The following is a 13,071-nucleotide window of genomic DNA, read 5'->3' as shown; positions in this document are numbered from 1 at the left end:
CCCATGACTGACCAACCCCGCACAAACCGACGCACCGCACTCAAACTCATAGGTAGTGCTCTTACCGTTACCAGTTTAGCTGGCTGTACTGGTAGCTTACCAGGCAGTGGTGAGAGCAAGCAAGAGAGCGGTTCAAAGAACAAGAAGAAAGGGAAGGAGATCCGCTTAGGAGCGAAACAAAGCGGTTGGCAAGGACGCGCTCCCAAGTCCATCAAAGGTAAGAAAAACCCGACACTCACACTACAACCAGGACAGAAGTATACGCTCACGTGGGAGAACCTCGACGGCAAAGAACACGAACTCTACATCGTCAACAAGCAGGACAAACCAGTCGTCAAAAGCGAGGATGCCGAAGAGAAAGGCAAGACAGTGAGTACGACCTTCAGCGCCTCGAAAAAGATGACTCAGTATTATTGTGAATATCACCCGCAATCGATGCGCGGCGATATCAAACTTCAACAAAAATAGAACATCATTTATCCAGTGTCGATCGCACCACTCTGATTTTTGCGTTTTCTCTTATTCCCTTCAAAGTGACTACTCGCTTATTCCTCTCGTCTCGGTGACATCGAGGGTACCCTCGAGTGTTCGAACTGGATACGGCATGTCAATCTCTCGTGTGGCCATCATCGCATTCGTCTGTTCGACCACCGGCCACGATAGAAGCCAACGGTTATGTACGCCATCGCCCACGCGTAGTAGAGAATGATCGAAGCATAGACGGCAGCAACACCGAACTCGAGACGAACTCCCCCAACGTAAGCGACGCCGAGCATAAGTAGGCACATTCCACTTGTCTGGGCAATAAGTCGCGTTCGGGTACCACTACCACCAGCGAGTTTACTCGTCGACATGGCCGCTTGACCGTTCCATTTTGGAATACAAGTGGCTACCGAGCTACACGTAAAAAAATTATGACTAGGTAAAAGACGTAAAACAAGAGAAATTATTTTATAAAGCTCTAATAAAGTGGATGATTGAACGGTTTTTGATAAAGCCCTATTGTGGGTGAGCACGTTGGTGTCTTTATGCAAATGGATCTAAAGCGAATATCTGTCTTGTTAGTGCTTGTAATTACTTTATCTGCGTGCGTTGGCGTTCAGTCGATGTTACTACCGTCAAACGATGTGAATAGAAAAGAAATCAAGTCCTGTACAGTGATTGACGAGCCCGGACGATACGAACTCACAGCGGACATCAGAAATGGTGGGGGAACGGGAATTTCTCAAAGCTGTATCGAAATTCGGTCAGGAAATGTCATCTTGGACGGGAACGGACACGCGATCGATGGCCGCGGAAATAGCCATACCACCGCTATCCAAGTGAAAACAACAGAAGATGGAAACGACATACTGATAACAAATATGACACTTACCGACTGGCACAAAGGGGTTGCTTTTGAGAATGGTTCGCAAGGTAAAATCCAAAATGTCACTGCTGCATCGAACGTCTATGGGATCGCTGTTGAGAATTCCTCCCAAGTGATTACTAAAGACAATAAATTGAGAAGAAACTTGGTAGGTATGAAAATCAGTGATGATAGTATCCATATCGAATTGTGGGGAAACACGTTCTCCGATAACCAAGTGAAGACGATGTGAAGAATTGGATGTGGTAAACTTACCACTAAATGACTAACTTTGTGGGTGCTTTATCGAGCTAGTCCACGTGGGCCATTCCTTACGTTCAACTCCAGAAAACGCACGATTTCCGGACATCGCTTTGATTTCTCGTGCGTCTTCTAGGCTCCATACGGCACCATCTTCATAAAAAAGGCCATTAAGAACGCCTTTTCGACGCATAGGTAACGTGTATGCCGGTTTTAGCATGAGTGACCAAAAGAAATTACCAATACTGTATTTTCGAATGAGCGGAGTCAGTGAGGAATAGTCTGGATACCAATCTTTCACTTTTTGATTTGAATTACTCCATCCAAACGACGCTACTTTCTGCCATTCAGTCAGCCAAATCGGTTGCTCTATTTTTGAAGATAACTCATGATGATCCTGCAATAAGTCACGAAAAATTTGTTTACTTGATGGATAATTATAGTGAAATTGTAAAATATCGCTTCCCCAATCGAGATAGTCTACGCTAGTAATTAAACTTGTAGCTCCAACTGTCAACGGGACAGTGCCACGATTCTGCACAAGCGTTTGAAACATATCCTTCGCGAACTTCTTTACGTCCTTGCGCCAACCGGGCTCGTTCATCACTTCGATTGCCAATAGTCGTTCGTCACTTCGGTATCGATCCATAAACCACTGAACAAACTGCCGTGGTTTCGCCCATTGGTTGGGGTTTTGAACAACCTTCAATGAAGGTGAGCGAACTGGCGGTGCAGTTTGTGGATTAGTATCCGTTACGTTCTTGTGAGTCGGTTTTGTACCAACGTTTTCAAACAAGCTGAATAACACGCTAATATTCTTGTCCGCTGCTGTTGTGAGAAAGTGATCGATTGCATTTTGATGGGCTTTTTTATTCTCGAGCCAAAATTCGTAACTTACCCAAGTTCTGATCGCGTTTAAATTCAAGCGAGCTGCATAGCCAAGATCACGTTCAATGATCTCCGGTGAGTAGTTTGCCCACATTTGATAGAAATTAAAATCCCGCGTAGGGAGATAGAGAGCACCTCTAACATCAACTGGTACATCATCTCTCTCGTTAGAATTGGTTCCGGGAGTACTACTACCTGTGAGAAGACCAAGTCCTGTCGCACTACTCAGTTGAACGAATTGTCGTCGCGTAACAGCCATTGATAGTTATTACGAGTAAATGCCGCCAAGTGTTGTAAGCATACGGGAAATCAAACTGATCTTTCTCACGAATCACCACTATTCGATCGGCCTGTAATGAGCGACAACTGAGATGAATTCTCCTATTCACTCCGTTCCCCCTCGGTTGGTTAGTTGAGCCTACTGTCCGGAATGAGGGATTCAATTTTCTAGTTTTGTTCCAGCGCCCCTGCTCACGGTTAACACGGGTATATCGGCGTGCCGAACGACTGTTTCAGTTACGCTCCCCATCAGCGCACGTTTAACGCCCGTTCTGCCGTGCGTTCCCATGACGATTATATCAATGTTGTGTTCGTCTGCATACACGAGGATAGCATCCTGAGGGATTCCTCGGCGAACGGCTGTTTTAGTATCGATACCAATATCGTCGGCTTGCGCCGCAATTTCTGTCGTTGAGCGTTCGCTTCTTTCTCGAACCTCGTTCTATTGGATTTTGAGATTGTACAAAGTTAGTATTATATACTAACTTCACGGTGGGTTTTCGTCTGTGGATCTTTTGTGAACGGGGTAATCCATCTTACTATTCCTCTGTAATCCACCAGGTCACCACCCGCGGACTCAATTTTCCTCGCTCAATCTCCCCTCCTCAGGTGGTACCTCAAGCCGTCAGTGAGCAGACGGCCGCTTGATTTCGAGCGTATCCGCTACTTAGCGAGCAGAAACTATGGGGGAACTCTGACTCATGTCCTAAGAAGTTGCAAAACGGCTGTAGACGTTACCAATAAAACTCATCCAGCGCCGTGGTGATCTGGTCTACTTCCCGATGCTCCTGCTCAACAAGATCTCGAAGGTAATCATTCCAATTGCAGTGTCGGAGACAGTACGGGCACCGAGTTTGTGGCTCCGATCCGTTCGTGGATTGCGGCTGCTTGACGATATGTTTCTGTGTCATAATAGTACCCGAAGGGGGTACAGATTGTCCGACGGCAGGCGATTGTTTATTCATTACTAGGAGAGCTATATACGATTCCATTCAAATTAGGATATTAGATAGATAAATTGACAACCAAATAAACGAAATTAATCTACTAGCCGAATAGCGCCTCCAAAGACGACAAGGAGTGCCACAAAAACGATTGCTTAGACCTCATACTTGCCAACAGTGAATTCAGCTGGATCTTTCAAAACGATCCCATAGAGTGTTGCAATCGCAATGTTACACCCACCAATTGCCTGAAGCAGTATTAGAATACTTTGCTCGCCAGTGATTACTGAAACCAATGCAGGAACATCCACAGCTGCACCGGTGACTCCTCCCCGCCCGTTAGGGCGGGGCTTCCTGTTTCCGCGACGCGCTTTGCAGACACCACGGTGTCCGTAGAGAGCGCAGTCTCCGCAGGCATTGATTCGGGACAGCCCATCCCTATCTGGTCGAGACCACGAGCAAGGATGTTCCATGCCGCATTTGCATCTCGATCCGCTTCGAACCCACACGACGGACACGAGTGTTCGCGCATCCATAGCGGTTTATCCGTCTTCACGCCGCACGACACGCATTTTTTCGTCGTGTTTCGTGGATCAACCGCGACGAAGTACGTGCCTTCGCGTTCACACTTGTATTCGAGCATCCGGAGAAAAGTACTCCATGCGGCGGATGCTCGGGTGCGTGAATTTGAATCGAATTGCATCATTCCGGCGACGTTCAGGCCTTCAACCGCGACGAGATCGTATTCGGTGGCATAGTAGTTCGACAACTTGTGCAAGAAGCCGCGGCGCTTCTGTTTCAACTCCGCGTGACGACGCGCCACAACACGCTGTTGTGTAAGGTAGTTCACCGACCCGTGTTGTTTTCGTGAAAGGTCACGTTGTGCGCGGTCCAGTCGGTCACGCTCGTCCGAGAGGTCGAGCGATTCAACGGCTGTTCCGTCAGTGTCGTGCGCGTATTTGAGTATCCCCCAGGCATAGCAAAACTCATCGATAGACTGGTCTCCAGTCACATCGGCTGCTCATCCAATAGTTCAACGATTCCATTTGTCCCATCGACCCGAACTCGTTGACCAGTTTCGATACGACGCGTAGCTTCGGAAACCGAAACAACTGCCGGCAGGCCATACTCTCGCGCAACTAATGCACCGTGGCTCATCTGACCGCCTACTTCTACGACCATCCCAGTTGCGTTCAAAAATAGGGGTGTCCAGCCAGGGTCGGAGGATGGCGCGATGAGAATTTCTCCCTTCTCAATCGTCTCTTCAGTAGGATCCCGAACTACCCGAGCTACTCCTTCAACAACACCGTCCGAAACGCCTGTTCCAACGAGTGCCCCATCGGGCACGTCCGTGCGCTTGATATGTCCGCTAGGAGCTTCACCTTCGCTCGTCAACACCGGTGGTGCATCCATCGATGCATAGCGTTCAAACTCATCACGTCGCTCTTCAATGTCTACGTCTATTGAACCACCCTCAAGCGCAGCGAACAGTTCCTCTTTTCGAAGGAACCAGATATCGTCTGAATCGGCTAGTTTGCCTTCTGAGGCGAATTGGTCACCAACATCACACAAGGTGTCGCGCCACGAAGTAAACATATACGCGGAACCCTGTTTTGGATACTCACGAGTCTGAATGTAGCCGCGATAGGTTCGAATTAGTTGGCGAATCAGTCGTTTTCGAACCGGACCGAGATGCCCATGATTGACTTGTTCCTCAAGCCGTTTTGCTGCCGCCTCAGCCTCACATTCCAATTTTTGGATGTGCTCACTGTGTTCTCCTTTCTCCCCGTGTTCGAGATTTGCTCGAATCGTCGCAAGCAATCCAGACGGATCTTCACGCCACCGAGGGCGACTAATATCGATTTCGCCGGTCGCACGATGTCCGAACTCGGTAAGATACTTATCAAATGCGGCTATGAAATCCTCTCCCCCTTCTACAGATTTGATTTCTTCTAGAGATGCATCTTGTCGCAATGCATCGGCAACCGCTGGATTCTCGCGAGCTACGTCTGAGAGATCACCGAGTCCAAGATTGATCCGTGTCACCACTTCGTGGGGAAAGCCTCTCCCGATAGCGTTGACATCCTCAGCGTCCTTCGGAAATCCTTTTTCCAACCAGACTCCTGCTGTTATTGCAGCTAACAACGGCCCAGTCGACGGGAATTTGATTGCCTCATCAAGAAGATTGAAGATAGCATGAGAGCGCTCTGCAAGGCTGTTGGGAGCACGCACCTGTGTGGCGATATTCATTCCCCATGCCTTCCATTTGGCTTCCTCACTCTCTGGTGGAGCTGGCGCACCAATGAAGGCCCCAAGGAAGCCACTTGCCATCGCTACGAGGAGCGGTCGACTCGCTTTCGTTCCCGTCCACGCTGCAGTAGCGAGTTCGGGAATTGCAGCTAATTTCTCAGTTGTCGACCGCCTGGTGAGAAACTCGTCGCCACGTCGATGGACAATATCTTCGAGCGCTGCCCCCATCGGTTCACTAGTTGCAGCCAATTGCTTCGGGAAGAGATCCTGAAGCGCTCTAATCTGTAGTAACTTCGTGACATCCATGTAAACCCGGCCACCTGCCTCTGCTGCCCACTGCGTGTCGCCTCCAAGTCCAAACTCCTCGAACGTCGTTTGCGTATATGCCATCCAGATATCCCGAACGAGAGGAGGCATCGCTTCGGCGAACGCCTGTGCGTGCCCTAAACTAACATAGATATGGAGCTGATTGTCCTCCGGTTTGGGCAACGGAATGGGAAATAACGAGGTGATCGGACGGGATTGGACGACGTATACCTCGCCGTCTTCAAGGCACCATTCGATGTCTTGTGGCGACTCGAACAGATCATTGATCTCGTTTCCTAGTGCTGCTAGCGTTCGAATCTGTTCGTCAGTGAGTACGCGGGTAGTTCGTTTGGATAGTGGTAGTTCTATTGTCTCCGTTCCACCCCCTAGACGTGGACGTATCGCGATTTGCTGACCACCTGTTTCGTAATCAAGGATCTCTTTAGTTCGTGTATCTACACGAATCGAATCGGTGGTTGCTTCACCCGAGACGAATGCTTCACCAAGACCGAGTCCAGCCTCGATAGCAGTAGTATAACGATTTCCGGTCATTGGGTCAGCGGTGAAGAGAATGCCGGATACTTCGGGATTGATCATCCGCTGAACGACGACTGCGAGGGCAACATCGTCATGTGGAATCTGATTTTTGGCTCGGTACGCAATCGCACGATCAGTAAATAGGCTCGCCAAACAAGATCGGATACTGTTGACGATATCCTCGGCTCCTTGAACGTTTAGAAAGGTTTCTTGCTGACCAGCGAATGACGCGTCTGGAAGATCTTCGGATGTCGCACTCGAACGGACAGCGTATGGAATTTCAGATCCATCTCCGATTTTACTGAGGGCACTCTCTATTTCTTTTCGAATTTCTGTGGAGATGTCGAGTTCTTCGATTCGATGACGAAGGGTAGCCCCTATATCAGAAATCGCCGCGCTATCTTCCGAATCGAGTTTCGAAACCTCATTGATCAGCTCTCTAGTTTGCTCATCGTCGGTAAGCTCTTGAAAGACGTGAGTCGTCACAATGAATCCCTCTGGGACCGGAACCCCTGCTGCAACGAGTTGTGCGAGATTCGCTCCTTTGCCTCCGACAAGGTCACGCCTAGTCGCTTCTGGGTCAGTGAACGAAATAACATACAGAGCATTGGAGTGGATTTCTCCAAGGTTACTCATCGGAATCCTCCGTCATGTCATTGTCGCGTGTTAGTCCCGCAGCGACGGCAGCGATAAGGGTGTCTCGAACCTGGGGATATCGTTCCTCTCCGATTTGCTCTTTTTGATGAACAATGCGAGCAACCGCTCGGATCGAATGTACAATACTTTCAGGGTTTGTCCCCACAACTTTCCCTTCGTCGTACCAACGTTCAAAGTATGGAAGGAAGGCTTCCATTGTACTGTTTCGCTTCTCCGAGATTTCCTCATTGGAGACCCGATCACGTATGTAACTAACTTCGTCCTCGATGAGGACTCGCCTGAGAAGTGGGTTCGATTCAAACTCGTCCAAAGCCTCTTCAAGTAACGCTGTAATCGCCATCTCTGGATCATCATAGGTCTCGACGGAATTTTGCAGTAACCGAGGAATTAATTCTCTATTATACTCCTCAAGGATATCTACGTACAGTTCCTCCTTGGATTCATAGTATTGGTAGAATGTCCCAGTGCCAATTCCTGCGCCTTCTGTGAGTTCCAAAATTGTCGTTTTTCTGACGCCGTACCGAGCGAACAACTCACGTCCTGTGTCACGAAGCGACTCATGGACTTGTTTTTTCTTTTCTTCGGTAAATGTGGGCATAAGAGATGTTATTCGTGCCTGTACCTAACTTGCCTATCCGTATGGAGTGTGCATTTAGCGTCTTTTCGTTGACCAACTCACTACGGAGCTGAATCATAGGTACATTCACGTTCTCGTATGTAGACATTCGCTATATGAATATTTGAATATTTCGTTCAAATGATCTACCTCTCGGTGCATCGTTCCAGCTAGATTTCACATATCCTATACATACGAAACCCCCGCAGTCCGTGATCCCTACTGTGACGGCACAGAAACGCGCAAACAGGGAACAGTTTACCTTCGATGTTGAGTCCCCAGACTGGTCGACGTCATCAACGAGAGCTACAAGACCCCCGCAGAGCACCAGTAGACAGTCTCCATCGATGACGTGACCCACGAACTGATGGCCTGTACGTGCCCACATCACGTCCACCCCAACGCCTACTGCAAACACATGGCCGCGGTTGAGAACGCAACTGACGATGGGACGCTTGACGCCTTCCCTTCGGAGGACGAAGACGTCGGAGGAGCGCTTTGGCTCCTACGTATCTCTTATCTCTATCACCTGATTATGATACGGAAACGTACCGGGAATCACGCTGAGGAGTATGCGGTGGACAACGACGTAGCCCTCGACGAATTAAACCTGAGTAATGAATTACGTCGCGTATTCAGTGAAATGAGGGTCGATACTTAAGTAGTGCAATAGGATTCACGCGCACGCGACTGGCCCAGTTAACACTGTTAATTGCAAATATGTTGACCATCATGACGAGAAATGAGAAGGTGATGGCAAAAGGGTTCAATAATGTTTTTTGCATCCAACTCCCAAATGCAACCTTTGCAGTGCAGCCTCACAAGTTGAATAATTACCACTACTGCATCTTCTCACACTCAGAGTGATTGTATTTTTATTAGATAGCAACTTGCCACAATCAACCGTGGAAAATGACGCTTATTGTATAGTAATCACTCTCTACGCATCTAGCAGCGGTTTATGACAAAATTCCAAATTATATTACCCATCTTATACTGAATAAGATGGGGGGTCACGAAGGAAGTAATGAATAGACGGGAATATCTTCGTCTTTCCGGACTTGCTCTAGCCACTTCACTTGCAGGTTGTGGCAGGAAACCAAAAAAAAGTAAAAAAGAATTACTTGATCCATACCGTAACCGATTTGATAAAATTGTTGATATGGGGAACAAAGATGTAGATCAAACAGGTTCTGAGCCAATCAATTCGGTGATTACAGAATCATTAGAGAATCAAACACTACTCTATTTTCCATCTGGTACATACCGTCTCTCACGACTCGATTTATCCAATATGACGAATTGTGGCCTTGTAGGGAACCAAGCAACGTTCCTCACCCCGGCTAAAGAACAGGGAAATTGGATTTTCGGTGGTTCTGTCCAGGATCTCTTAATTGATGGATTTACGTTTGACTATACAGAACCGACTGCTGCTCCAGTTATCGTGTTCTCAGTCAGAGGCCAACGAAATATCCTCCGGAATCTCACATTCAAAGGGAGTCGTGGATCGTACCCACGTAGTGGCCTTGAGCTTAAGGTTCCGCAGTCATCTGCCTCGTTACTCGTTGATCAACTGAAAATGCGAGGTGGATCGAAGAACGGAAGTGCTATATATACGCATCCAGGTGAGGGAAGATTGCGATTCGTTAATTGTCATATTGAAAATTGGTTTGAAGGTCTCTATGCATCTCCCCATTCTGGGCCGTTAATAATCAACGGAGGAACGTATGCGAATAACGGAATTGACCAAGTTCGGATTGGTGGTGGAGAAAGTGGGGCACGCGTAGAAAACGCAACGATCCGCGTCAGCAAGCCAGAGAACAAACCTAACATGCGAGGAATTTGGCTGGAAGAGGGAACGAACGCCATCATCGATAATTGTTCCGTCGAGATTACAGATTTAACCGGGACGAATAGTTCAGGAGGGATCGTTATCGGAAAACAATTTGGAAATGCAAAAATCACGAATACAACAATCCAGACCAATCATAGTATTCCAGGTATTCACGTGCGGAAGCCGATTACTGAATACGATTCAACTACCATGCCAAGCATGCCACAGCTTCCATCGAATCATCAAGTCACCTGCGAAAATATTGAAATCTATGGTACTGCTCCAGGAGGGACTGCTATCATGCTCACGGATCGAGATCGATGTCGTTTCAAAAGCATTAGTATCCAACATCATTTCGGAAAGCGACATGGGATTACTCTCAAAAACGTTCAAAAGTCAAACATTCATGATTGTCAACTCCGCGTAAGCGGTACGCCGATCGTATCACTCGATTCCACCCCAAGTACAAAGAATATAGAAACAGGTGGGATTGGTTCGCTGACCTATCTCAGCGACTCATTGCGTGACATGTTTTGATGTTATTTTACCAAATTTAGATAGAAGTTCGACCCTACACGTGACTTCCCGTGCTGGCCGTGTGTGAGAATGGGGCGGACGGAACTGCCGAACTAACCCACCGCTTCAGTTATTCTCTGTCTCAATTAGCGACGTTCTCGGATATCATTAGTCATCGTTCGCTCACTTGGCGTCTGACTTTACAAGGATAGTCATAGACCGAGAGCTTCGGTACGCGACGTAGTGTCCCTTACTCCACGCTATAAAGATAGGCAGCGGTCAGTGCAACAATGACCTCGGCAATCTTCGCGACAATCGACATCGGATTGACTGGCCCATCCAGTAGGAAGAACGCAACAATCGTCGCCAGTGCATAGACGATCGCGATCAGATAGAATGCACCTCTCCAGTATCGACTCACAAAAAGCACAATACCTCCAATGAAACCGAGCCCATTTAAATAGAAGAGGATCCCTGTCGTCTGATCGAATCCGATCACTTGAGGTGCCAAATACAAATGAATTGCTGCAGTAACCAGAGCAGCGAGAATGGCAACATACGCAACTGGATTTGAGGGGAGGCTTACTAACGCTTCTCGTGAGTCTGCGGCGACTGAGCGACTGGACATAGAAATTATTGGGGTAAGGAACTCCAAAAAATTATCCCACCACCGTGTTTTTGCCCTTTCTTTTATTTAGAAAGCTATGCAGAGATGAGGGAGGCAGAGCAATACGAAGAACTGAATTTGAGTTACTCGCCACCCGCTAATGACGCTAGACGACACGATGGGCGACACTATATCCTGCACGTGTCCGCACCACGTCCACCGCATAGTCTACTGCAAACACATTGCTACCGTCAAAACTAGATTGAGTTCGAGCATCTCGGGATGGTGAACGCGAGCGGCGTCACAACTGCACCAAATTTGGTTAGAGAGGGAATCCTTGGTGAATACCACGGTCTAACGGCCGTAGTAGCTTACTTGTTGCTTGCGGTTGTCCTCTTTTACATGAGATTTGTGACTATACTTCTCACCTCAACAGAATCTGCTTTCGATCCCATCGTGCAAGCGTTTGCCGACGACTCGGCAGTGAAACGGCGAACACTGGATCACATACGGATGCTTGATGACGGAACCGGTGTTCTCCTTGTCCAATTCGATGGAGAGCGCAAGCGAGCGGAGGCACTATTGGATGCTCATTCTGACATTCTCGCATATGATATCTCCGAGGTGGATAACAGCCTCTATGCGTACGTTCACCAGAAATGGAGCGAGACTGCTACGACGTTCCATTCCATCGTGCAGACACACGGACTTGTCGTCGATACTCCGATGACATTTACCGAAGACGGCAACCTGCAGGTAACATTACTCGGAGAGCAACAGACGATCCAGACGGCGCTCACAGAGATACCCGAGACTTTCGACCTTTCTGTTGAAGCCATCGGCGACTATTCTCCATCGACCACACGGCTGTTCGAACAATTGACCGATCGTCAACAGGAGGCGGTGACGGTTGCACTCAAACTAGGCTACTTTCGAGATCCACGAACAGCCACATACAAAGATATCGGCGAAGAACTCGGCTGTGGGCCTGAAACGGTGGGCGAACACCTCCGAAAAGCACAGGCGACGATATTTGCTGAACTCGTCCCGTGAACCACCTCATCTATCATCTCGGAGACTCCAGCGGTGGCGACGTTATACTGATGAAATCCGGGTAGACTGTTCATCAGTATAACTATTGCGGCCCATAGCAGCGATAAAGCCGTACGTTAACCTTCATGGGCAATTACTAGCGAGATATGCCAGAACCTGGAGATCCATTCTGGGATGAATTCGAAACAGAGGAGATGATTATGGAAGCAACAGTCTGGGTGCTGGCAGAAGAGGGCTATCCAGGTCTTACACTTCGGAAGGTAGCAGAACGAGCGGGCAAGAATCGAGGCTTGGTGCATTATTACTTTGAGTCAAAAGACGATCTCCTGCGGTCATTGCTCGATCACATTCTTGAAGGAATGCAACGTTTGATAGGAATCAATGAAGAGGACAGTCCGCTAGAACAGCTATGGACCGCGCTGAACTTTTTCGCGTATGGACCAGAAGGAGTTGATGAACACGGCCTGCATTACTATCTAGCTATCAGTCAATTACAAGCCCTTGCGGAGTACGATTCAGAACTTCGTCAGCAGTTCACCAGAAATCACCAGTATAGGATTGACCTCCTCGCAGGTATCATCAAAGAGGGTATTCGCGACGAGACGTTCCATCCAGCAGACCCAGAAGCAACTGCAATCTTTTTGATAGCAGCGATAGATGGTGCACAAAATGCAGATCTGTCTCTTGACGTTGAAACTGCGCGTGATACAACGTTAGAAATCATTGATCAATTTCTCCAGAAAAACATCATCAAATGAGCATGATCTTGAGACAGCAGTCAATCCGTTGATTCTGATCACCTCTGAAGAATCTAATAACCACAATGAAGCACCAATGTTCATTGCGGTCGATGTAAAAACTGCTCTCCATCTAAAACGGGACACTGCTGGCGCCAACATCTGTCAACTCGAGTTTATTTATCATGAATATATCATGTATGGGGGAACTCCACTTTAGCCGACTAAGTTAACAGTG

General features: G+C 48.0%; 12 protein-coding genes and 1 pseudogene. 6 read left to right on the top strand and 7 right to left on the bottom strand.

All coding sequences use genetic code 11. From position 1 onward, the window contains the following. The first annotated feature begins 3 nt into the window (after nt 1-3). On the top strand, nt 4-468 hold the full coding sequence (locus LIW51_RS32690) for a cupredoxin domain-containing protein (protein WP_227379659.1): 465 nt from the start codon (nt 4-6) through the stop codon (nt 466-468). A 158-nt stretch (nt 469-626) separates the two neighbouring features. Here LIW51_RS32690 and LIW51_RS32685 read toward each other — a convergent pair whose 3' ends face one another. Continuing rightward, entirely contained in the window at nt 627-854 is a 228-nt protein-coding gene (locus tag LIW51_RS32685) for a hypothetical protein (RefSeq protein WP_227379658.1), read from the bottom strand. 252 nt (nt 855-1,106) lie between these two features. On the opposite strand from LIW51_RS32685, the gene LIW51_RS32680 reads away from it, so the two are divergent. Next, nucleotides 1,107-1,601 carry a NosD domain-containing protein gene (locus tag LIW51_RS32680; protein ID WP_227379657.1) on the top strand — a complete coding sequence of 165 codons (495 nt, stop codon included), beginning with the start codon at nt 1,107-1,109 and terminating at the stop codon, nt 1,599-1,601. Nucleotides 1,602-1,634: 33 nt separating this feature from the next. Here LIW51_RS32680 and LIW51_RS32675 read toward each other — a convergent pair whose 3' ends face one another. The 5 genes and pseudogenes from LIW51_RS32675 to LIW51_RS32655 form a co-directional block, all read right to left on the bottom strand. Next, complete coding sequence (locus tag LIW51_RS32675) at nt 1,635-2,756, bottom strand: glycoside hydrolase 5 family protein (protein ID WP_227379656.1); 1,122 nt, start codon at nt 2,754-2,756, stop codon at nt 1,635-1,637. 180 nt (nt 2,757-2,936) lie between these two features. After that, nucleotides 2,937-3,179, bottom strand: coding sequence for a universal stress protein (locus LIW51_RS32670; protein WP_227380071.1), 243 nt, complete (start codon nt 3,177-3,179; stop codon nt 2,937-2,939). A gap of 824 nt (nt 3,180-4,003) precedes the next feature. Beyond that, a pseudogene (locus LIW51_RS32665) lies at nt 4,004-4,690 on the bottom strand (RNA-guided endonuclease InsQ/TnpB family protein); the annotation flags it as partial. 38 nt (nt 4,691-4,728) lie between these two features. Beyond that, nucleotides 4,729-7,449: a phosphoenolpyruvate synthase gene (locus tag LIW51_RS32660; protein WP_227379655.1), complete on the bottom strand. Its 2,721-nt coding sequence runs from the start codon at nt 7,447-7,449 to the stop codon at nt 4,729-4,731. Further along, on the bottom strand, nt 7,442-8,068 hold the full coding sequence (locus tag LIW51_RS32655; RefSeq protein WP_227379654.1) for a TetR/AcrR family transcriptional regulator: 627 nt from the start codon (nt 8,066-8,068) through the stop codon (nt 7,442-7,444). The genes LIW51_RS32660 and LIW51_RS32655 overlap by 8 nt, the downstream gene beginning before the upstream one ends. A gap of 385 nt (nt 8,069-8,453) precedes the next feature. Here LIW51_RS32655 and LIW51_RS32650 point away from each other — a divergent pair, with 385 nt between their 5' ends. Together LIW51_RS32650 and LIW51_RS32645 are read left to right on the top strand one after the other, a co-directional pair. Continuing rightward, nucleotides 8,454-8,747, top strand: a complete 294-nt coding sequence (locus tag LIW51_RS32650; protein ID WP_227379653.1) for a hypothetical protein — start codon at nt 8,454-8,456, stop codon at nt 8,745-8,747. Between the two features lie 366 nt (nt 8,748-9,113). Further along, complete coding sequence (locus LIW51_RS32645) at nt 9,114-10,457, top strand: right-handed parallel beta-helix repeat-containing protein (protein WP_227379652.1); 1,344 nt, start codon at nt 9,114-9,116, stop codon at nt 10,455-10,457. Between the two features lie 229 nt (nt 10,458-10,686). Here LIW51_RS32645 and LIW51_RS32640 read toward each other — a convergent pair whose 3' ends face one another. Next, on the bottom strand, nt 10,687-11,064 hold the full coding sequence (locus LIW51_RS32640) for a DUF7475 family protein (RefSeq protein ID WP_227379651.1): 378 nt from the start codon (nt 11,062-11,064) through the stop codon (nt 10,687-10,689). Between the two features lie 261 nt (nt 11,065-11,325). Between LIW51_RS32640 and LIW51_RS32635 the strand changes: the two genes are divergently transcribed. Next, a complete protein-coding gene (locus tag LIW51_RS32635) occupies nt 11,326-12,096 on the top strand; it encodes a helix-turn-helix domain-containing protein (RefSeq protein WP_438267469.1) in 771 nt (256 codons plus the stop codon). 146 nt (nt 12,097-12,242) lie between these two features. Continuing rightward, complete coding sequence (locus LIW51_RS32630; protein ID WP_227379649.1) at nt 12,243-12,854, top strand: TetR/AcrR family transcriptional regulator; 612 nt, start codon at nt 12,243-12,245, stop codon at nt 12,852-12,854. Nucleotides 12,855-13,071 lie beyond the last annotated feature (217 nt).

Origin of the sequence: Haladaptatus halobius (assembly GCF_020618475.1) — an archaeon.
Taxonomy (GTDB): Archaea; Halobacteriota; Halobacteria; order Halobacteriales; family Haladaptataceae; genus Haladaptatus; species Haladaptatus halobius.
This window is presented reverse-complemented; position numbering and strand designations above follow the sequence as displayed.